Source organism: Marinicauda salina (genome assembly GCF_003122085.1).
GTDB classification, from domain to species: Bacteria; Pseudomonadota; Alphaproteobacteria; order Caulobacterales; family Maricaulaceae; genus Maricicauda_A; species Maricicauda_A salina.
The window spans coordinates 370,783-390,958 of record NZ_QEXV01000001.1; the positions used below are offsets into that span (position 1 = coordinate 370,783).

A 20,176-nucleotide genomic window follows, 5' to 3' on the forward strand; every position below is an offset into this window, starting at 1 on the left:
TGAACGCGGCGGCAAGTGGCGCGGGGAGACGGGCGCGTGGCGGACGAACACCAGATCGAGGACACGGCGATCGCGACGCTCGCCGACCGGCGCGGCGCGATGGCGAAACCGCAGACGCTTCATCTCTACGCCGACCGGATCGAGCGCGTCCGCGACGGCGTCGTCGACGCGCGCCTGCGACTCGATGCGATCCGCCGCGTCCGGTTGGCCGTCGAGATGGCCGGGCGCGAGGCGCAGGTCGTCTGCCGCGTCACCGGCCCGTCGGGAGAGGTCGCGCTGGGCAGCCTCACAGCGACCGGGCCGGGCCAATGGGCCAACAACGCCGCGAATTTCCGCGCATTCGTCATCGCGCTGCACGAGGCGCTGGCGCCGCGCGCAGCGGAGGTCGAGTTCCTCCAGGGTCCGTCGCTCGGCCTCAGGATCGCCCTGTCGGCGCTCGGCGCGGCGATGGCGCTCACCGGCGCGTTCTTCTTCGCCTGGTTCTTCCTCGTCGAGGAGCGCGCCGCGCTCGGCTTCGTGGCCGCGCCGTTCGCCGTGCTCGGCGCCTATGTCGCCTGGCTGTTCCGCCCGACGCCGCCCGTCGCCTACGCGCCCGGCGAGATGGCGAAGACGCTCCGGGCGCAGGCCGAGCGGTCGGCTAACCCAGAAGCCGGGTGAGCGCCTCGGCGAACAGCGCGCCCGTGCGCGGCCCCTGCTCGGGATAGTAGTAGGGTTCGATCAGCTCGAGCTCCATCAGCGCCGGCCGGCCATCGAGGCCGCGCACGATGTCGACGCGGGCGTAGAGCAGCGAATCGACGGCGCAGATGGCGCACGCCGCGTCGAGCGCGCGGCGGCCGAGCTCGAGTTCCTCCGCCGACGCATCGCACCTCTCCTCGACGCCCCCATAGATCGACTGGACGCGATAGTCGCCTTTCGCCGGACGCTTGATCAGCGCATGGGAGAACACGCCGCCGAAGAACATCAGAGTCAGCTCGCCCGCCTCGCCGATCGACGGCAGGAAGGGCTGGATCATCGCCTCGGCCGGCGGCATTGCGTCGGCGGCGGGCGCCGGATCGCCGCGCCTGACGCGGGCCTGGCGCCAGGCCGAGGCGCCGACGACCGGCTTGACCACCACCTCGTCGCACGCGAACGCCGCGAAAGCCCGCTCGATCTCGGCGGCGTCGGCGCGCTCGGCCCAGATCGTGGGCACGGTCGGCGCGCCGGCGGCGGCGAGATCGCGCAGATAGGTCTTCTCGATGTTCCAGCGGACGACGTGCGGCGGGTTGAGCAGCGGGCGGGCCGCCGCGAACCGGTCGAGCGCGTCGAGATAGGCGTCGCGCTTGCGCGTGTAGTCCCAGGTCGGGCCGATGACGAGGCCGTCCCAGGCCGCCGGATCGACGCCCTCGTCCCAGACCACGGGATGCAGCGCGAACCCCGCCGCCCGGCAGGGCGGCTCGATCGCGCCGAATTCGAGCTCGAATTCATGGACGTCCTCGCGCGCGCCCTCCCGACCGGGAAGGATGTCGGAGGAGACGAGAAAGGCGATGTCGCGCATGGCCGACGCTCCGTTGAACCGCGCCGGCCTTAGCCGGTTTCGCCGCGGCTCGCCAGCCGGCCGCCTTGAGGTTCGCCGACGGGCGCGTTAAGCCCTGCGCGACTTTTCCCGAGAAGCAGACCGCAGGCCCCAACTCCATGACCGAGACCCGCTACGACGTCCTGGGCGTCGGCAACGCCATCGTCGACGTGATCGCCTCCTCCAACGACGCCTTCCTGATCGAGCACGGCATCGAGAAGGGCGGCATGACCCTGATCGACGAGGACCGCGCCAAGGCGCTCTACGAGGTCATGGGCGCGGGCGAGGAGATCTCGGGCGGTTCGGCGGCCAATACGCTCGCCGGCGTGGCGAGCCTCGGCGGCCGCGGCGCCTATGTCGGCAAGGTCGCCGCCGATCAGCTCGGCGAGATCTTCGCCCACGACCTGCGCGCCGCCGGCGTCGACTACGACACCGCGCCGCTTAAGGGCGGTCCGGCGACGGCGCGCTGCCTGATCAACGTCACGCCCGACGCACAGCGCTCCATGTGCACCTTCCTGGGCGCCTCGACCATGTTCTCCGAGAACGATGTCGACGCAGAGCGCATCCGCGCGGCGACGATCACCTATCTCGAGGGCTATCTGTTCGACCGCGAGGAGGCCAAGGCCGCCTTCGTGCGCGCCGCCGAGATCGCCCAGGCCGCCGGCCGCAAGGTCTCGCTGACCCTGTCGGACAGCTTCTGCGTCGACCGCCACCGCGACAGCTTCCGCCACCTGGTGAAGAACCATGTCGACGTTCTGTTCGCCAACGAGGACGAGCTGAAGTCGCTCTACGAGACCGACGATTTCGACGCCGCCCTGGCGCAGGTCCGCGCCGAGACCCGCGTCGCCGCGGTGACGCGCTCGGAAAAGGGCGCGGTGATCGTCTCCGGCGAGGAAACCGCGACCGTCGCCGCCGAGCCGGTCGACAAGGTGCGCGACACCACCGGCGCCGGCGACCTTTTCGCCGCGGGCTTCCTGCTCGGCTACGCCCGCGGGGCGGGCCTGGCCGAGTGCGGCCGGCTGGGCGCCATCGCGGCGGCCGAGGTGATCTCCCATGTCGGCGCGCGGCCGCAGACGCCGCTCAAGTCGCTGATCGCCGAGCAGGGCGCGGCGGTCCCGGCTGCCTGACGCCCGGGGACAAACCGGGGGACAAGTGTGGGAAACCGGCGCTTGCGTTGACGTTTCAAGGCGTTAACGCAGCGTCGCCATGCATTTAACGCCATATTCAATACATCAAGGCGAAAGTGTCGCTCCACCGGGCGTGTGATCCGCGCGTCCGAACCGAGCAACCGGGGTCTCGATGGCGCCGATCCGACACGCCGTCTCGCGCATGATGCGTTCGCTGGTGATGAAGTTCACCCTGCTCTGCGGGGTGATCCTCGTCCTGGCGACGACGGTGCTCATGCTCATCGAGTTCCAGAACAAGCGCCAGGACAATCTCCGCTCCAGCGTCGTCCACGCCGAGCTGATCACCGAGCTGTTCGCGAGCAACGCGGCTCCGGCCATGGCCGACGCCGAAGACGGCGCGCGGCTCTCCGACCAGCTGCGGCGCTTCGGCGGGCGCCCGGACGTCGCCTCGGTCTACGCCGCCGATCCGCTGCGCGAAGTGCTGGGCGCGGCCGGCGCCGCGCCGTTCGGGACGGGAGACCGGGCGGCCGACCACCTGATCCAGTCGGCGATCGGCGCTGTCGACACGCGCATCGAGGTGATCGACGACCAGATCCGGATCGCCGAGCCGGCCTTCCATGACGGGCGGCTGGTGGGCGCGGTCGTGGTTTCGGTGCCGGTCGCCGCAGTGGCCCAGCCCGCCGGCGTGCTGTTGCGTCGCCAGATCACCATCGCCGTGGCCGCCCTGCTCATCTTCCTGCCGCTCGTCGCGCTGGCCGTCGGCAAGGCGCTGGGACCGATCCAGCAGCTGACCGAAGCCGCGCGGCTGGCGTCCTCGCGCAAACTGGACCTGCGCATCGACGTCCACACCGGCGACGAGCTGGAGGTCCTGGCCAACGCGTTCAACCGGATGTTCGCCCGCCTCGACGCCTCGGTGAAGCGCATCCATCGGCTGGCCTATGTCGACATGGTCACCGAGCTGCCCAATCGCGAGCGCTTCCGCAAGGAGGTCGAGCGCGTCGTGCGCGACGCCGCCGACGAGGAGCGCGCCGGCGCGGTCGTCTTCCTCGATCTCGACCGCTTCAAGCGCGTCAACGATTCGCTGGGCATGGGCGAGGGCGACCGCCTGCTCGAAGCCGTCGCGCGCCGCCTGCGCGAGGTCGCGCGCGGCTGGGACCTGGCCGCCGCCGAGCAGGGCGGCGAGCCTTCGATGGTCGCGCGGCTGGGCGGCGACGAGTTCACGATCCTGCTGCCGCGCCTCGCCTCGACCGACGACGCCGAGCAGCTGGCCCAGCGCGTCGTCGACGCCGTGCGCCGACCCTTCGAAGTGTCCGGCCACCAGGTTTTCCTCGGCGTGTCGGCGGGCATCGCGGTCTTCCCGCGCGACGGCTCCGACCCGGAGACGCTGCTGCGTCACGCCGACCTCGCCATGGCCGCGGCCAAGCGCGAAGGCGGCAACACCTTCGCCTTCTTCGAGTCCTCGATGAACCAGAGCGCGTTCGAGCGCCTGGTGCTGGAGAACGAGCTGCGCGAGGCGGTGCGCGACGACCAGCTGGTCGTGTTCTACCAGCCCAAGGTGCGCATGGACGACGGCGCGGCCGCCGGCGCCGAGGCGCTGGTGCGCTGGCGCCATCCCACGGCGGGCCTGCTCTCGCCCGGCGCCTTCATCCAGGCCGCCGAGGAATGCGGCCTGATCGGCGAGATCGGCGACTGGGTGCTGCGCCGCGCGTGCAAGGAGATCGCGGGCCTGCGCGCCCAGGGTCTCGACGTGCCCGTCGCGGTCAACGTCTCGGCGATGCAGTTCGAGAGCGACGGCTTCGCCGACACCGTGCTGTCGGCGCTGCGCGACGCCGACCTGCCGCCGGAATTCCTCGAGCTGGAGCTCACCGAGTCCACCGCGATGCGCGATCCCGAGCGCGTGATCGCCCAGATCGAGCCCCTGCGCGAGATCGGCGTGACCTTCGCCATCGACGATTTCGGCACCGGCCACTCGAGCCTGTCCTATCTCACGCGCATGCCGTTCGACGTGTTCAAGATCGACCAGACCTTCGTGCGCGACATGAGCCGCGACGACCATGCGCGCATCGTCGTCGAGACCATTCTCGCCATGGCGCGCTCGCTGAAGCTCAAGACCGTCGCCGAGGGCGTCGAGACCACCGACCAGCTGGCGATGCTGCGAGAGCTCGGCGCAACCCTGGCGCAGGGTTATCTGTTCGGGCGGCCCATGGCGCTGGACGACCTGGCCCGCTTCGTCGACCCCGCGCGGGGCGGCGACGAGGCCCGCCGCGTCGGCTGACGCGCCTGAGCTGTGCCCTGTCGGCAACGACCAAGCTCTTTTACGAAATTCATTGTACGACCGGCAGGCGTTGTGGCATAAATGCACCTGCAGGCCGCCCGCACGTCATGGATCAGCGCCGTCCCCCCGCAGCGCTGTCCTCACGCGGCCCGCGCCGGTTGATCCCCTCCCGGCGCGCGCGAGGCGCGGCTTGGCGCCCGGCGGACCCCCTCGCCGCCGGGCGCTTTTTCTTCTGAGGCCGAGGCTGTAGCCCGCGGCCCATCCGCGCTAGACACCCGCCATGACCGATTCCGAAGACGAGCCGTCCGGTTCGGACGACGTGATCGCGCGGCTGCTCGACGAGATCCCGCTGCTCTACAAGGCGCGCGCCTTCGCCGAGAGCGTGAAGGATCCCGCCTTCTTCTCCCGTCTCGGCGAACCGCTGGACCGCCGCGAGACGGCGCTGGCGCGCGCCTATCTCGACGGGCTGGGATTTCCGGAGGCCGAGCCCGCGCCGCTGGGCGACTGGTCGGACGCGATCGCGGCGGCCGAGACGCTCGATCGCGATCCGCAGGCCTGGGAAGCCGAGGAGATGCTGCGCGCGGGACTGGTCGAAGCCGCCCTCGAGCGGCTCGACGAGACCGCGCTGCAGGCGGCGTTCTCGCTGGTGGCGTCGAAAATCGGCGACGCCGCGCGCGAGGCGGCCGAGGCCTCGGCCTCGATGGACGACGTCTACGAAGAGGCGGTCATCAACGCCGCCGCCGGCGGCCTGGTGCGGGCCGCCCACGGCGCGGTGCTCGTCCTGCTCGCCGAGGCCGAGGACGAGGAGCCGCCCCATCCCTTCCTCGCGCGCTGGCGGCTGTTCGTGCGCGGGCGCTGGCCGATCGGCGTTGCCGGGGCCACATTCAACATTCTCTGAGACGACGGAGCCGGCATGAGCGGACTGACCCTCGCCACCTGGAACATCAATTCGGTGCGCCTGCGCGCCCCGCAGATCGCGAAATGGGCCGAGGCCGCGGACCCGGACGTGATCTGCCTGCAGGAGATCAAGTGCCAGGAAGACCAGTTCCCCTACAAGGCGTTCGAGGCGATGGGCTATCCCCACGCCCACGTCACCGGCCAGAAGGGCATGCACGGCGTGGCGACGGTCTCGCGGCTGCCGATCGAGCCGCTCGACGACCAGGGCCTGTGCGCGAAATCCGAGGCGCGCCACCAGCGCCTGAAGATCGACGGGGTCGAGATCCAGAACTACTACATCCCCGCCGGCGGCGACGAGCCCGACCCGGAGGCCAATCCGCGGTTCGCCCACAAGCTCGACTTCCTCGACCGGCTCGCGGCCTATTTCGGCGAGCGGGCGAAGGACGACGCCGACATCGTCGCCGTGGGCGATTTCAACATCGCCCCGTACGAGAACGACGTCTGGTCGCACAAGCAGCTGCTCAAGGTGGTCTCGCACACGCCCGTCGAGACCGAGGGGCTGGAGCGCGTCCGTTCGGCCGGCGACTTCATCGACGTCGCCCGGGCGCTCATCCCCGAGCCGGAGAAGGTCTTCACCTGGTGGAGCTACCGCAATCGCGACTGGCGCAAATCCAATCGCGGCCGCCGGCTCGACCATATCTGGACGACGCCGTCGCTGCGCGAGGCCGCGCTGGCGGGCGGACGCGACGCGTTCCGGGTGTGGGACGAGACGCGCGACTGGGAGAAGCCGTCCGACCACGCCCCGGTGACGCTGACGCTGGCCGGCTGAACGGCCGGGTCAGGCCTGCAGGCGGTAGCCGCCGCTCTCGGTGATCAGGATGCGCGCGCGCTGGGGATCGGGCTCGATCTTCTGGCGCAGCCGGTAGACATGCGTCTCCAGCGTGTGGGTGTTGGCCTCGCGGTGATAGCCCCACACCTTGTCGAGCAGCTCCTCGCGCGAGATCGACTCCCCGCCGGCGCGATAGAGATATTTCAGGATGTTGGTTTCCTTCTCCGTCAGGCGGACCTTCTTGCCCTCGGAGTCGATCAGCAGCTTCATCGCCGGCCTGAACTGGTAGGGCCCGACCTGGAGGACGGCGTCCTCGGACTGCTCGTGGCGGCGCAGCTGGTTGTTCACCCGCTCGAGCAGCACGACGAAGGAGATCGGCTTGGCCAGGAAATCGTTCGCGCCCGAGCGCAGACCCAGCACGTGGTCGGCGTCGCCCGACTGCGCGGTGAGCAGGATGATGGGCGTGGTGACGTCGGCCTTGCGCAAGAGCCGGCAGGCCTCGCGCCCGTCCATGTCGGGCAGGCCGACATCGAGGATGATGACGTCGGCGCGCTGGTCCTGGGCGACGGCCATGCCCTCGCGCGCCGTCGCCGCCGAAAGCACGTCGAACTCGTCGTCATAGGAGAACTGTTCGGCGAGCGCTTCGCGGAGTTCGTCGTCGTCATCGACGATGAGCACGGTTTTCTTTGTCGCCATGATTCGGGTCCTGACTCGTCCGGAAAGGCGGGTGGGAAAATTTTGCCGACCGGCGATTCCTGCCGGGAAAGCCTTGCCCGCCTTGGCCCGTGAAGGCAAGGCGCAGCACGCTCACGGGCATACGACGTCGCGGCCCGGACTTTGCTTAAAATCTTCGTGAGGCTGCGGTTATCCGCAGTCGCCATCCCGTGGTGGGGAAGGCGACGGGGCGCCTCCGCCTGCGCGGCGCGCCGCGCTCGGAAGCGTCCCGCGCCGACCCGCCCGGCGAGACGCGCGCGCCCGGTCGACCTAGTATCGTTTTCCATGATTCTGACCGCACATGCCGACGGAGGCTGCCGCTTCGGCGACCGGACCTTTCGCTGCGCGCTCGGCGCGGGCGGAGTCGTCGCCGCCGACGCCAAGCGCGAGGGTGACGGGGCCAGCCCGGCCGGGCGCTGGGCGATGCGCCGCGGCGTCTGGCGCGCCGACCGGCTCGACCGTCCGGAGACCGCGCTGGTCCTCGACCCGATCGCCGCCGACGACGGCTGGTGCGACGATCCCGGCGACCCGGGCTATAACCGCCCGGTCCGACGGCCCTATCCCGCGTCGAGCGAAGAGATGATGCGCGACGACGAGCTTTATGACATCGTCGTCGTCCTCGGTCACAACGACGATCCCCCCGTCGCCGGCGCCGGCTCGGCGATCTTCCTGCACTGCGCCAAGCCGGGCTATCCGCCCACGCGCGGGTGCATCGCGCTGGCCCGCGCCGATCTGCTGGAGGTCCTGGCCGCGGCCTGGCCGGGCGATCTCGTCGAAATCCGCGCCTAGCCCGGCCGCTCGCCGAACAGCGCGGAACCGACCCGCACCGACGTGGCGCCCAGGCGCACGGCGGTCTCGTAATCGCCGCTCATGCCCATCGACAGCTTGTCGAGCCCGCACTCGGCGGCGCGCTTCGCCAGCAGCGCGAAATGCGGCGCGGCGGGCTCGTCCGCCGGCGGGATGCACATCAGCCCCTCGATCGCCAGGCCGTGCTCGTCGCGCATGCGATCGACGAAATCGACGACGTCGCCGGGCGCCACGCCGGCCTTCTGAGGCTCCTCGCCTGTATTGACCTGGACATAGAGCCGTGGCGTCCGGCCCGTCTTCTTCGAGGCCTTCACCAGCGCCTTGGCCAGCTTGTCGCGATCAAGCGTCTCGATGACGTCGAACAGCGCGACGGCGGCCTCGGCCTTGTTCGTCTGCAGCGGCCCCACCAGGCGCAGCTCGAGATCGGGGACGCGGTCGCGCCGTTCGCCCCAGCGGGCCTCGGCCTCCTGCACGCGGTTCTCGCCGAACACGCGCTGACCGGCGTCGAGCGCCGCTTCGACGCGATCGTCGGGCTGCTTCTTGGACACCGCCGTCAGCGTCACCGAGGCGGGGTCGCGCCCGACTGCCTTGGCGGCCGCGGCGATGCGCGCGAGGATATCGGCGCGCGCCTCGGCGACGGGAGTATCGGGAGCGGAGGACATGGCGGGGACTGCCTATGACGCCGCGACGGCGCTGGCAAGGGCGGCCCGGCGGCTCGATGGGCCGCGCGGCCGCCTGCCGGCCCTGTTCGTGTTCACCGATCCCGACCGCCTGTCCGATCCGCTTTCGGTCGCGCGCACTCTCCCGCGCGGCTGCGGAATCGTGCTGCGCCATTTCGGTCGCCCCGACCAGATTGAACTGGCCGGGCCGCTGGCCGCGGTCGCGGGCGAGCGCAGCCTCATTCTGCTCATCGCCGCCGATCCCGAGCTGGCGGAGTCCATCGGCGCCGCGGGCGTCCACTGGCCCGAGGCCCGCGCCGGCGAAGCGCGCGGATGGCGCCGGCGGCGGCCGGACTGGATCCAGACGGCGAGCGCGCATGACGCCGCGGCGATCCGCCGGGCGCAGCGCGATGTCGATGCGGTGTTCCTGTCGCCCGTGTTCGCGTCGACGAGCCCCAGCGCGGGCGCGCCGATCGGCCGGTTGCGCGCCGGCGCGCTCGCCCGGCGCGCGCGGCGGCCGGTCTATGCGCTCGGCGGCGTCGACGCGCGCACGATCAAGCGCCTGCGCGGGCTGGGCTTCGCCGGCGCGGCGGTGGTGTCAGCGATCGGGGATGAAGCGCCCGCCTAGAAGCGGAAGGCGGATTCGAACTTGATCTCGGGCGCCTGCTCGTCGCCCTGCTCGCCGAAGAAGTCGCGCTCGGGCGAGGAGAAGCGGAACTGACCGCCCAGACGCAGGCGCTCGTTCAGCTCGAAGAAGGCGCCGGCGCGCATGTCCTCGATCTCGAACTGCGGACCTTGTGTCGGCTCGGAGATGCCGAGCGTGAAGCCCCAGCGCTCGCCCGCGGGGATCTCAAACTCGGCGGCCTCGTCGCCCCACGGCGACGGCATGTGGCTGGGCGAGGCGAGCGTGAACCGCTCGTACCAGACCTCCGCGTCGGGCGCGCCGGTGTCGTTCATGGGCGCGACCGGCTGGAGCTCCGGTTCGGACTGCTCGGCCACCGTCTCCCGCGCATCGTCATCCGCACGGGACCGGGCCTCGGCCGCAACCGCCAGCATGGAGGCGTCGACCTCGACGGCCTGGCCCTGCGCCGCCGACGCGTCGATCAGCGAAACGCCGCCGAGCGCGAACGAGTCGGCGTTCGGCGCCGCCGCCTGCGCAAGCGCAGCGGGCGCGCTCAAGAGCGCGGCCGTCGATGCGGCGACAAGGCTGAGCGCGATTCGGCGCAAGTCGGTCACCTCCCACTGGACAATCAACTATAGGGACTCGAACGCCGCGACGTAAGGGGTTGCTTCGACGCCCGGTTCAAAAAGCCGGGAGCGTGTCAAAATCGCCACCCTGTCTCGACGAAGCCGATCACGGCGTCGGCGTCCGCGCCGACGATTCCGCCCGGCCCGGCGACCGGGGCGGTCTGTTCGGCCCGGGCGAGACCGACGCCGAGCAGCAGGCCGGACTCGAACAGGCGCGAGGCGCCGAGCTGGACGCTCCACCCCTCGGCGTCGAGGAAATCGCTGTCGCCGGCGGCGAATTCGAGCGCGGCCAGCCAGGCCCCCCGCTCGATGCTCGCCGAAGCCGCCCAGGCCTCGTAGTCGCCGTCCTCGAACCCGTCATTCGTCTTCAGCCAGGACACGCCTATGGCCGCCGGGCCGGCCTCCAGCGAGGCCCGCGCGCTGACCGACCAGGGATCCGCGAAAGCGCTCGCGAGCGGGCCCGCCACCTCGCCCGCGGCGTAACCCGCCGACAGCGTCCAGCGTCGCCCGCTCGAGCGGAACCGGCGGTCGAAGGAGACGCCGACCTCCCGGACATTCTCGACGGCGGGCGTGGCGACCGCGTCCCGTCCGTCCAGCCGGCAGACATCCACGCCGCACCAGTCCGCCTCCGGGGTCCACGACGCCGAGGCGCGGAACCCGGCGAGGCGCCGCGTCCGCGCGGTGATCTTGGCCGCCGCGCCGGAGAGCCGGTCGGTCGTGTCCGCCAGCGCCAGGCCGGTCGCGTCGATCAGCGGCCCGTCGGCGCGCGCGAGCCGGAAGGCGCCCGGTCCGGGAGCGGCTTCGAGCGCCGCCGCACCGGGGCCGCGACCGATGCGGATCTCGCCCCAGCCGCCCTTCACGAAAGCCGCCGCCTCGTCGAGCGCGATGCGCGGGTCCCCGGCGTCGAGAACCGGGGCGGCGTGCAGGCCGGTCGCCGCGCCCGCCGGCGTCCGCCCGCCGATCGCCGGGCAGCCGGCCACTGTCACGGGACAATCCCCCACGGGCCGCGCGAAGCCGCGCCGCCCGTCGCCGCGGCGCGCGCGGACGCCGAAAGCCGCGCCCCAGCGAAGCCCGCCCCGGGTGACGGCCTCCAGCTCCAGGTCGAGATCGAGATCGGCATACGGGCCGGTCTCGGCCGCATCGACATCGCCGGCGGCCGCCAGCGCGTCGACGGCGAGGGAGACGTCCGGCGAGAACGGTCCGATGCGCTCGACTCCGGAACCGGTCGAGCTCGAATTCGTAATGCTGGAAAGGTCCTGGGAGAATGTCGGCGCGGCCGCGAGCAGGGCGCAGGCGACGGCGGTGAAAATCGCGTCGCGCGCAGGTCTCATACTCGCGGCCCCGCCGATCGCCCCGTCCCCCCGGACAGGGCGATACAACACAGGCGAAGGCGCGTTCGGGTCAAGGAGGATGGCGCGCGCGGGGTTAACGCGCCGGCGAATAGTGACGCAAATGTCACGCCGCCGCGAGCCGCCCGGGGCCGGATCGGGTCTGGCCTCCCGCATGACACATGGTATAGAAGCGGTTGTTCTTATGCGCCGTTACAGGCGGCGCAGTTCTCCATCGCCGATTCCGCGCCTCGCCAGGAGACTGCATACATGGCTCGAAACCGACTCCTTTCCGCGGCCGCCGTTCTCGTCTGCGCGGGCGCGCTGTCCGCCTGCGGTTCGAATGCGAACAGCTCTGGCGACGAGGGCGGCCTGCTGAGCGGGCTCACCGGTCGGCTCGGCTCCGGGGAAAGCGGCGTCGGTCCCGAGGCGGGCATCGGCGTGAACAGCTTCCTTTGGCGCGCGACGCTGGACACGCTGTCCTTCATGCCGCTCGAGCAGGTGGACCCGTTCGGCGGCGTGATCATCACCGACTGGTACGCCAATCCCGAGCAGCCCAACGAGCGCTTCAAGGCGACGGCCTACATCCTCGACACGCGGCTGCGCGCCGACGCCCTGTCGGTCCAGCTTTTCAAGCAGGTGCGCGGCGCCGAGGACGGCGAATGGGCCGACGCCTCCGTCGATCCCGCGACCCGCATCCAGATCGAGAACGCCATCCTCACGCGCGCCCGCCAGTACCGCATCGCGCAGGTCGAGGACTGAGGCGGGCCGCCGGAGGAGTCGCGATGCCGCGCCGGAGACCCCTTCTCCTCGCCGCCGGCGTCGCGTTCCTGACGATCGCGCTCGCCGGGTGCGGTTTTCGCCCGCTCTACGGGGGCGCGCCGTACGCCGCGCTGGCCGGCGCGCGCGTCGAAGCCGGACCCGAGCGCGTCGACTATCTCGTCCAGAACGCGCTGCGCGATCATCTCGGCGCGGGCGACAGCCGCTACCGGATCACGCTCAACACCGAGACCGACGAGCGCAGCCTCGGCGTTTCGGCCAGCGGCCGGGCCACCCGGTATGCGCTCGTGATCACCGTGGACTATCGCCTCGACGGCGGCCCCGAGGCCGTCTCCGGGCGGATCTCCGAAACGGCGTATTTCGACGCGCCGAACGAACCCTATGCGCTGATCGCGACGCGCTCGAACGCGGAGGAGCGGGCCGCCCGCCTGGCCGCGGAGCGGCTCGCCCGCGCGCTCGCCGCCCAGCTCCAGCCCGTCACCGCCGGGCGGGGCGCGCCGTGAAGGTCAAGGCGCGCGAGGTCGACGCCGCGGTCGCCCGGCCGAAACCCGACATCGCGGCCTTCCTCGTATTCGGACCCGATCTCGGCCTGGTGCGCGAGCGGGCGGAGCGGCTGGCGACCGCGCTCGTCGCCGATCCGGCCGATCCGTTCTGCGTCAGCCGGCTGACCGACGAAGACCTGAAGGCCGAGCCGTCGGCGCTCGCCGATGCGATGGCGGCGCTCTCGCTCACCGGCGGCGACCGGCTGGTGCGTCTGAGGCTGGCCTCGGATTCCGCGCCGACGGCGGCCTGGCTCGCCGACCTCGAAGCCGGCTCGGCCGCCGCCGAGGCGCGGCTGGTCATCGAGGCCGGCGATCTGAAGCCCGGCTCGAAGCTGCGCAAGGCCGCGGAGGCCGGGGCCCACACATTGGCCCTGCCCTGCTACGCCGACGACGCCCGCGATCTGCTTGGGCTCGCCGAGGAAAGCTTCGCCGCCGAGGCGATCGAGATCGCGCCCGATGCGCGATCCATGCTCGGAACGTTGCTCGAGGGCGACCGGCGCCTGGCGCGCGGCGAGATCGAGAAGCTCATGCTATACAAGGGGCTGAAGGACCAGCGCGGCGGCGAGACCGCGACCGTCGAGCGCGCCGACATCGCCGCGGTGTCGGCCGCCGGCGCCGAGGCCGCGCTCGACCAGGCGATCGACACCGCGCTCGCCGGCGACGTCGCCGCGGCCGACCGCGGCTACGCCCGGGTTCTCGCCTCGGGCGCCAACCCGGTCGGCGTGCTGCGCGCGCTCCAGCGCAAGATCGACCAGATCGACGCGTTCCACGCCGCCGGGGGCGACGCCTCGGCGCTCGCGCGCAGCGGCGCGCCGCGCTTCGGTCCGCCCGCCGAGCGGTTCCGGCGAACGGCGGGCCTCTGGCGCGGCCGGCGCCTCGACCGGGCGCGCCGACTGGCCTTCGACGCCGAGCGCCAAGTCAAGCGCGCCGGGGCGCCGGCCGAGGCGATCGTGGGCGAGCTTTTGCTGCGCCTGGCGCGCGCCGCTCGCGACATGCGCTGAAACCGCACGTTCGTGCGTAAAAATAACATTGTTATTATAGAGACTTACGCATAAGTCGCCGCTGACGGCGCGTGAGCCCTACAGGGGTGCGGCGTTCGGAATTTCACGCGCTCTGAGCGCTGCAACCTGAGATCAGTATGCGCCCGAGGCGCCATCCTGGGTGAGGCGCCGGCACAGATCGTCGAGCTGCTCGAGAGTCGAATACCGAATCCGAAGCTCGCCGGCCTCGCCGGTATGACTGAGGTCGACCTCGAGGCCGAGCCGCTCCGAGAGATCGGCCTCGAGCGCGCGGGTGTCGGCGTCCTTCCCGCCGCCGGACGGCGCGCGCGACCGGCCCTTGCGCTCCGGCGCGCCCGACTTGCGCGCCAGCGCCTCGGCGGCGCGGACCGAGAGCCCCTTCTCGACGATCTCGTCGGCGAGCGCGGCCGGGTCCGGCGCCGAGGCGACGGCGCGGGCGTGCCCGGCGCTGATCTCGCGGCGGGCCAGCCGGTCGAGGACCGGGTCGGGCAGCGCCAGGAGCCTCAGCGTGTTGGCCACGTGGACGCGCGACTTGCCGACGGCGCGGGCGACCTCTTCCTGGGTATGACCAAAATTCTCGATCAGCTGGCGGAAGGCGCGCGCCTCCTCGACGGCGTTGAGATCGGTCCTCTGGACGTTCTCCACGATCGCGATCTCGAGGGTCTCGCGATCGGTGAGCTCGCGCACCAGACACGGCGCGGCGTGCAGGCGCGCCTTCTGGGCGGCGCGCCAGCGGCGTTCGCCGGCGACGATCTGGTAGCGCTCCTCGGCGCCCGGCGCGGGCCGGACGAGCAGCGGCTGGAGCAGGCCCTTCTCGGCGATCGAGTCGGCGAGTTCGGACAGCGCGTCCTCGTCGAAGGCCTGGCGGGGCTGGTCGGGATTGCGTTCGATCAGCTCGATCGGGATCTCGCGCACGCCGCGGCCGCCGCCAGCGTCCGCGGCCTCGCCGCGCAGGCCCTCGGCCTCCTCGCCTTCGCCCAGCAGCGCGGCGAGGCCGCGGCCGAGACCGCGCGTGCGCTGGGGTTCGTCGGCGCTCATGCCGGCACCTTCTCGGTCGAGCTGCGCTCCTGGCGCACGACCTCGCGGGCGAGCGCGATATAGGCCTGCGCGCCGGCGCAGTTCATGTCGTAGAGGATGACCGGCTTGCCGAAGGACGGCGCCTCGGAGACCCGGACATTGCGCGGGATCATGGTCTCGTAGACCTTGTCGCCGAAATACTCGCGGACGTCGGCGGCGACCTGTTCGGAGAGATTGTTGCGCTTGTCGTACATGGTCAGCACGACGCCCTGGATATCGAGATCGCGGTTCAGATTGCCGCGGACCAGATCGATCGTTCGCATCAATTGGGTGAGGCCCTCCAGCGCGAAGAACTCGCACTGAAGCGGCACCAACACCGAGTCGGCCGCCGTCATGGCGTTGACCGTGAGCAGGTTGAGCGAGGGCGGGCAGTCGATGAGGACATAGTCGCAATGGGCGCCCTTGGCCGCCAGCGCGCGGCGGAAACGATCGATGGCGTGACGCAGCCGGTATGACCGGCGCGGCGCCTGGGCGAGCTCGAGCTCGGCGCCGGACAGATCGGCGTCGGACGGGATGATCGCCAGGCCCGGCACGTCGGTGTCGATGAGCGCGTCCTCCATCGGACGCTCGGAGACCAGGACGTCGTAGGAGGTCGCCCGGCGCGACGCCCGGCCGACGCCCAGCCCCGTCGAGGCGTTGCCCTGCGGATCGAGATCGAGCACGACCACCTTCTGGCCGATCGCCGCGAGCGCCGTGGCGAGATTGATCGCGGTCGTGGTCTTGCCCACCCCGCCCTTCTGGTTGGCGATGGCGATCACCTTGGGCGGATTGGAGCGGGGATCAGCGGACACGGGCGATCCTTTCGATTTTCAGTATGGCGGCGTCCGGCGCGGTCTCGCTGGCCAGGACCTCAAGATCGAGACTCCAGCTTTTCCGCGCTTCGGTCAATTCATCCCGGTGACGCGCGCCCTTGGGGAACAGCGCGATCGCCCCATTTTCCACAAACGGGCGGGCGTATCCGATCAGTTTCGTGAGGCTGGCCACGGCCCGCGCGGTGACGACGTCGACGCGCATGTCCGGATCGAGCGATTCTGCGCGCACCGGAAGAACGCGGGCCGGCGCGCCGGTCTCGGCGACCACATCGGAGAGAAAATCGGCCTTCTTGCGGATCGATTCGACCAGCGCGACGTCGGCGCCGGCGACGCCGCGATCCATCAGGCCGAAGGCGACGGCCAACCCGGGAAAACCGGCGCCCGCCCCGATATCGAGCCAGCGCGGCTTGTCCGGCGCGAGTTCGTAGATCTGCCAGGAATCGAGCGCGTGGCGGACCCAGAAATCCGGCAGGGTCGATTTGCCGACGAGGTTGACGACGGCGTTGCGTTCCGCGAGGCGGCGGCGCCAGGTCTCGAACCGCTGGAGTGTTTCACGTGAAACACCTGCGCGCCGGCGGAACGCCTCCGCGTCGAAATCCTCGCTCATCGATCAGCCGGCCTGCTTCTGCGCGCGCTTGAGGTGGGCCAGAAGCGCGGTGAGCGCGCCCGGGGTCACGCCCTCGATGCGCCCGGCCTGACCCAGCGTCGCCGGGGCGGCGGCTTCGAGCTTCTCGCGGACTTCGTTCGACAGCCCGCCGACGGCGGCGTAGTCGAAGCCGGCCGGGATGCGCACGCCCTCGTCGCGGCGGAAGGCGAGAATGTCGGCCTCCTGGCGGTCGAGATAGCCGTGATAGACCGCGTCGATCCGGATCTGTTCGGCGATCGGTTCGGCCAGATCGTCGAGCTCCGGCCAGACACGCGCGACATCGTCCCAGCCGATCTTCGGATGCGACAGCAGCTCCAGCGCATTGCGGCAACGGCCGTCCTGGTTGACGTCGAGCCCGGCGCGGCGGGCTTCCGTGGGCGTCATCGAGAGCGCGCGCACCCGGCTCCGCGCCGCTTCCAGCGCGGCGGCCTTCTCCCGCCAGGCCGTTTCACGTGAAACGCTCGCCGCGCCGAGCGCGATCGCCTTGTCGGTCAGGCGCTGATCGGCGTTGTCGGCGCGCAGGGTGAGCCGGTATTCGGCCCGCGACGTGAACATGCGGTAGGGCTCGGTCACGCCGCGCGTGATGAGATCGTCGATCAGGACGCCGATATAGGCTTCCGACCGGTCGAGCACGAAGGGCGCCGATCCGCCTGCGGACAAGGCCGCGTTGAACCCGGCCATCAACCCCTGGGCGGCGGCCTCCTCGTAGCCGGTCGTGCCGTTGATCTGGCCGGCGAGCCAGAGCCCGGGCAGCGCGCGCACTTCCAGCGTCGCCGACAGCTCGCGCGGATCGACATAATCGTACTCGATGGCGTAGCCGTAGCGCTTCACCGCGGCGCGCTCGAGGCCGGGGATCGTCCGCAGAAACGCGTCCTGGACGTCGGCCGGCAGGGAGGTCGAGATCCCGTTGGGGTAGACCGTGTCGTCGTCGAGGCCCTCGGGCTCGAGGAAGACCTGGTGGCTGGTCCGGTCGGCGAAGCGCACCACCTTGTCCTCGATCGAGGGGCAGTAGCGCGGCCCGCGCCCGGAGATCGCCCCGCCATAGACGGCCGATCGTTCGATATTCTTCTCGATGACCGCGTGCGTCTTCTCCGTCGTCCGGGTGATGCCGCAGGCGATCTGCGGAACCGTGATCCGCTCGGTCAGGAAGGAGAAGGGAACCGGCTCGGCGTCGGCGTCCTGGCGCTCGAGCGCGCCCCAGTCGATCGTCGTCGCGTCGAGGCGCGCGGGCGTGCCGGTCTTGAGCCGGCCCATCCTCAGCCCGAGTCCATAGAGCGTGTCGGACAGACCGATGGCCGGCGCCTCGCCGTCGCGGCCGGCGGGAATGCGCTCCTCGCCGCGATGGATGACGCCCTTGAGGAAGGTGCCGGTCGTGAGCACGACCGAGCCGGCGCGATATTCCCGCCCCTCGGCGTCGACCACCCCGACGCAGCGTCCGTCCGCCCGGACGAGATCCTCCACCGCGGCCTCGCGGATCGTGAGGTTGGCGGTCTCGGCGAGCGCGGCCTGCATGGCCTGCTTGTAGAGTCTGCGGTCGGACTGGGTCCGCGGGCCGCGCACGGCCGGGCCCTTGGAGCGGTTGAGCAGACGGAACTGGATGCCCGACGCGTCGGCGACCCGGCCCATCACGCCGTCCAGCGCGTCGACTTCCCGGACGAGGTGGCCCTTGCCGAGCCCGCCGATCGCGGGATTGCAGCTCATCTCCCCGATCGTGTCGGCGCGATGGGTCAGCAACAGCGTCGCCGCGCCCAGGCGCGCGGCCGCGCTCGCGGCCTCGCAGCCGGCGTGGCCGCCGCCGATGACGATGACGTCGTATGCGCGCTCGATGCTCATGACGGCGCGAGATGTAAGCCAAACGACCCGCTTTCGCCAGACCGCGCGCGCAAGCGGTTTCACGTGAAACGCGCCTTGCCGCCCCGCCGGAGCCGTGGCCTTCTCCTCTGCCGCCTCGTCAAGATGGAGATCGCCCATGCTCGTCCGTTTCGCCGCCGCCGCCGCGCTCGGCCTCGCCGCCCCCGGCGCGGCGTCCGCCCAGACGCCGGATTTCACCGCCTTCGCTCCCGGCCCGGTCTTTCCCGAGTTCAGCCGGATCGCGCCGGTCGAGACCGATGTCGCGCTCCCCGAGGACGCGGCCTTCAAGGTCAGCTACGACGTCAACACGCCCGCCGAGCCGGGCGGGATGAACCGCACGCTCGTCGCCGCGGCGCGCTTCATCGACATGCATGTCAACGCCGGCGTGCCCGTCGAGAACATCGATCTCGCCGTCGTGGTCCACGGCCGGGCGGTGTTCGACGTGGCGAGCCCGGAACTCTATGCGGAGACCCATGACGGCGCCGACCACGCCAACGCCGCGCTCGTCGCCGCGCTCATCGAGGAAGCCGTGACGATCCAGGTCTGCGGCCAGAGCGCCGTCGTCTACGGAGTCGACAACGCCGACCTCCTGCCCGGCGTCGAGATGGCGCTGTCGGCGATGACCGCCCACGCCCTGCTCCAGCAGGACGGCTACACGCTCAACCCGTTCTGAGCCCCGGCCTACTTGCCGATGCAGAACTGGGCGAAGACGCGGTCAAGCACGTCCTCGACATCGATCCGGCCGGTCAGGCCCTCGAGCGCGCGCAGCGCGGCGTGCGCCTCGGCGCCGGCGAGCTCGGGATGCTCCGTGAGCTGATCGCGGGCGCGGCCGAGCGCGGCGACGGCGCGCTCGACGCCCTGGCGATGGCGGGCCCGGGACAGCGCCGGGCTCTCGCGCATCGACAACCGATCGCGCACCGTGGCGTCGATCCAGGCCTCGAGCGCGGCGATGCCGGAGCCCGTCGCCGCCGAGATCGGAAAGACTGACACGCCGTCGGGCGCGGCGATCTGCGGGGCGTCGGCGAGATCGGTCTTGTTGAGGATCAGCGAGTCGCCCGGGCGCAGCCGCGCCAGATAGTCCGCATCCGGTGTTTCACGTGAAACATCCACCAGCGCGAGCCGGACATCGGCTTCCTCGGCGCGCGCCAGCGCCCGGCGCACGCCCTCGGCTTCGACCACATCGGCGGCTTCACGAAGACCCGCCGTGTCGGCGAGCATGACCGGGAAACCGGCGCGGACCTGGCGCACCTCGACGATGTCGCGGGTCGTGCCCGGGATCTCGGTGACGATCGCGGCCTCCCGCTTCGCCAGTACGTTCAGCAGCGAGGACTTGCCCGCGTTGGGCGCGCCGATGAGCGCGATCGCGAACCCGTCGCGCACCCGCTCGCCGCGCCGATCGTCGGCGAGATGCGCCTCCAGCTCGCCGATCAGGGCGTCGAGCGGCGGGCCGGCCGTGCGCGCCAGCTGCTTGGGCACGTCTTCCTCGTCAGGAAAGTCGATCTCGCCCTCGATCGCGGCGAGGATTTCGATCAACCGCTCCCGCCAGCCCTCGTAGAGAGCCTTCAGCGCGCCGGTCATCTGGGCGAGCGCCTGGGCGCGCTGGCCCTCCGTCTCGGCGTCGACGAGATCGGCCAGGCCTTCGGCTTCGGTGAGATCGAGCTTGCCATGCTCGAAGGCGCGTCGGGTGAACTCGCCGGGCTCGGCCGGGCGCAGATCCTGCGCGGTGAGCGCCGCCGCGAGCGCCTCGACCACGGCGGGACCCCCATGGACGTGGAACTCGACGCAGTCCTCGCCGGTGAAGCTCGCCGGGCCCGGGAACCAGAGCACCAGACCGAGATCGATCTTCGTCCCGTCGGCGCGCTTCAGCTCTCGCAACGCCGCGCGCCGCGGCTCGGGCCGCGGCGGTCCCGCGACGGCGTCGAGCGCCGCGCCGGCGCCCGGGCCGCTCGCGCGCATCACTGCAACGCCGGCCCGGCCGGGCGCGCTCGCCAGGGCGAAGATGGTGTCGGTCAT

Annotated in this window: 21 protein-coding genes; 11 read left to right on the top strand and 10 right to left on the bottom strand. The window is 71.4% G+C overall.

What is annotated here, in order from left to right; translation table 11 throughout:
- Nucleotides 1-36 precede the first annotated feature (36 nt).
- Complete coding sequence (locus tag DDZ18_RS01640) at nucleotides 37-657, top strand: hypothetical protein (RefSeq protein ID WP_109251610.1); 621 nt, start codon at nucleotides 37-39, stop codon at nucleotides 655-657.
- On the opposite strand, the gene DDZ18_RS01645 is transcribed toward DDZ18_RS01640, so the two are convergent.
- Nucleotides 638-1,534 carry an ATP-grasp domain-containing protein gene (locus DDZ18_RS01645; protein ID WP_109251611.1) on the bottom strand — a complete coding sequence of 299 codons (897 nt, stop codon included), beginning with the start codon at nucleotides 1,532-1,534 and terminating at the stop codon, nucleotides 638-640. The two genes, DDZ18_RS01640 and DDZ18_RS01645, sit on opposite strands and share 20 nt — an antisense overlap.
- 137 nt (nucleotides 1,535-1,671) lie before the next feature.
- Between DDZ18_RS01645 and DDZ18_RS01650 the strand changes: the two genes are divergently transcribed.
- The 4 genes from DDZ18_RS01650 (at nucleotide 1,672) to xth (ending at nucleotide 6,680) form a co-directional block, all read left to right on the top strand.
- Nucleotides 1,672-2,679, top strand: a complete 1,008-nt coding sequence (locus DDZ18_RS01650) for an adenosine kinase (RefSeq protein WP_109251612.1) — start codon at nucleotides 1,672-1,674, stop codon at nucleotides 2,677-2,679.
- 172 nt (nucleotides 2,680-2,851) lie between these two features.
- Entirely contained in the window at nucleotides 2,852-4,954 is a 2,103-nt protein-coding gene (locus DDZ18_RS01655) for a putative bifunctional diguanylate cyclase/phosphodiesterase (RefSeq protein ID WP_199241112.1), read from the top strand.
- A 280-nt stretch (nucleotides 4,955-5,234) separates the two neighbouring features.
- Complete coding sequence (locus DDZ18_RS01660; protein ID WP_109251613.1) at nucleotides 5,235-5,852, top strand: hypothetical protein; 618 nt, start codon at nucleotides 5,235-5,237, stop codon at nucleotides 5,850-5,852.
- Between the two features lie 15 nt (nucleotides 5,853-5,867).
- Nucleotides 5,868-6,680, top strand: a complete 813-nt coding sequence (gene xth / locus DDZ18_RS01665; protein WP_109251614.1) for an exodeoxyribonuclease III — start codon at nucleotides 5,868-5,870, stop codon at nucleotides 6,678-6,680.
- 9 nt (nucleotides 6,681-6,689) lie between these two features.
- Here xth and DDZ18_RS01670 read toward each other — a convergent pair whose 3' ends face one another.
- Nucleotides 6,690-7,376 carry a response regulator transcription factor gene (locus DDZ18_RS01670; protein ID WP_109251615.1) on the bottom strand — a complete coding sequence of 229 codons (687 nt, stop codon included), beginning with the start codon at nucleotides 7,374-7,376 and terminating at the stop codon, nucleotides 6,690-6,692.
- A 303-nt stretch (nucleotides 7,377-7,679) separates the two neighbouring features.
- On the opposite strand from DDZ18_RS01670, the gene DDZ18_RS01675 reads away from it, so the two are divergent.
- Nucleotides 7,680-8,183: a L,D-transpeptidase family protein gene (locus tag DDZ18_RS01675; RefSeq protein WP_109251616.1), complete on the top strand. Its 504-nt coding sequence runs from the start codon at nucleotides 7,680-7,682 to the stop codon at nucleotides 8,181-8,183.
- Here the strand turns inward: DDZ18_RS01675 and DDZ18_RS01680 are convergent.
- Nucleotides 8,180-8,863, bottom strand: coding sequence for a YggS family pyridoxal phosphate-dependent enzyme (locus DDZ18_RS01680; protein WP_109251617.1), 684 nt, complete (start codon nucleotides 8,861-8,863; stop codon nucleotides 8,180-8,182). The genes DDZ18_RS01675 and DDZ18_RS01680 overlap by 4 nt on opposite strands.
- Here DDZ18_RS01680 and DDZ18_RS01685 point away from each other — a divergent pair.
- On the top strand, nucleotides 8,862-9,488 hold the full coding sequence (locus DDZ18_RS01685; RefSeq protein WP_158272032.1) for a thiamine phosphate synthase: 627 nt from the start codon (nucleotides 8,862-8,864) through the stop codon (nucleotides 9,486-9,488). The two genes, DDZ18_RS01680 and DDZ18_RS01685, sit on opposite strands and share 2 nt — an antisense overlap.
- Here DDZ18_RS01685 and DDZ18_RS01690 read toward each other — a convergent pair.
- Both DDZ18_RS01690 and DDZ18_RS01695 read right to left on the bottom strand, forming a co-directional pair.
- A complete protein-coding gene (locus DDZ18_RS01690) occupies nucleotides 9,485-10,087 on the bottom strand; it encodes an NtrZ family periplasmic regulatory protein (protein ID WP_109251618.1) in 603 nt (200 codons plus the stop codon). The genes DDZ18_RS01685 and DDZ18_RS01690 overlap by 4 nt on opposite strands.
- A 95-nt stretch (nucleotides 10,088-10,182) precedes the next feature.
- Nucleotides 10,183-11,439, bottom strand: a complete 1,257-nt coding sequence (locus tag DDZ18_RS01695; RefSeq protein WP_158272033.1) for a porin — start codon at nucleotides 11,437-11,439, stop codon at nucleotides 10,183-10,185.
- 267 nt (nucleotides 11,440-11,706) lie between these two features.
- On the opposite strand from DDZ18_RS01695, the gene DDZ18_RS01700 reads away from it, so the two are divergent.
- From DDZ18_RS01700 to holA, 3 genes are read left to right on the top strand one after another with little or no spacing between them, the layout of a single operon-like run.
- Nucleotides 11,707-12,198, top strand: coding sequence for a DUF3576 domain-containing protein (locus DDZ18_RS01700; RefSeq protein ID WP_109251620.1), 492 nt, complete (start codon nucleotides 11,707-11,709; stop codon nucleotides 12,196-12,198).
- 23 nt (nucleotides 12,199-12,221) lie between these two features.
- Nucleotides 12,222-12,719 (top strand): LPS assembly lipoprotein LptE, encoded by a 498-nt coding sequence (lptE, locus tag DDZ18_RS01705; RefSeq protein ID WP_158272034.1) that lies wholly within the window; start codon nucleotides 12,222-12,224, stop codon nucleotides 12,717-12,719.
- A complete protein-coding gene (gene holA / locus DDZ18_RS01710; RefSeq protein ID WP_109251622.1) occupies nucleotides 12,716-13,759 on the top strand; it encodes a DNA polymerase III subunit delta in 1,044 nt (347 codons plus the stop codon). Before lptE ends, holA begins: the two co-directional genes overlap by 4 nt.
- Before the next feature lie 132 nt (nucleotides 13,760-13,891).
- On the opposite strand, the gene DDZ18_RS01715 is transcribed toward holA, so the two are convergent.
- From DDZ18_RS01715 to mnmG, 4 genes are read right to left on the bottom strand one after another with little or no spacing between them, the layout of a single operon-like run.
- Nucleotides 13,892-14,815 carry a ParB/RepB/Spo0J family partition protein gene (locus DDZ18_RS01715; RefSeq protein ID WP_109251623.1) on the bottom strand — a complete coding sequence of 308 codons (924 nt, stop codon included), beginning with the start codon at nucleotides 14,813-14,815 and terminating at the stop codon, nucleotides 13,892-13,894.
- On the bottom strand, nucleotides 14,812-15,645 hold the full coding sequence (locus DDZ18_RS01720; protein ID WP_109251624.1) for a ParA family protein: 834 nt from the start codon (nucleotides 15,643-15,645) through the stop codon (nucleotides 14,812-14,814). Before DDZ18_RS01720 ends, DDZ18_RS01715 begins: the two co-directional genes overlap by 4 nt.
- Nucleotides 15,635-16,273, bottom strand: coding sequence for a 16S rRNA (guanine(527)-N(7))-methyltransferase RsmG (gene rsmG / locus DDZ18_RS01725; RefSeq protein ID WP_109251625.1), 639 nt, complete (start codon nucleotides 16,271-16,273; stop codon nucleotides 15,635-15,637). Before rsmG ends, DDZ18_RS01720 begins: the two co-directional genes overlap by 11 nt.
- Before the next feature lie 3 nt (nucleotides 16,274-16,276).
- Nucleotides 16,277-18,145, bottom strand: coding sequence for a tRNA uridine-5-carboxymethylaminomethyl(34) synthesis enzyme MnmG (gene mnmG, locus DDZ18_RS01730; RefSeq protein ID WP_109251626.1), 1,869 nt, complete (start codon nucleotides 18,143-18,145; stop codon nucleotides 16,277-16,279).
- Nucleotides 18,146-18,281: 136 nt separating this feature from the next.
- Here mnmG and DDZ18_RS01735 point away from each other — a divergent pair, with 136 nt between their 5' ends.
- Nucleotides 18,282-18,836, top strand: a complete 555-nt coding sequence (locus tag DDZ18_RS01735; RefSeq protein ID WP_109251627.1) for a DsrE family protein — start codon at nucleotides 18,282-18,284, stop codon at nucleotides 18,834-18,836.
- An 8-nt stretch (nucleotides 18,837-18,844) separates the two neighbouring features.
- Here the strand turns inward: DDZ18_RS01735 and mnmE are convergent, their stop codons facing one another.
- A complete protein-coding gene (mnmE, locus tag DDZ18_RS01740) occupies nucleotides 18,845-20,176 on the bottom strand; it encodes a tRNA uridine-5-carboxymethylaminomethyl(34) synthesis GTPase MnmE (protein ID WP_109251628.1) in 1,332 nt (443 codons plus the stop codon).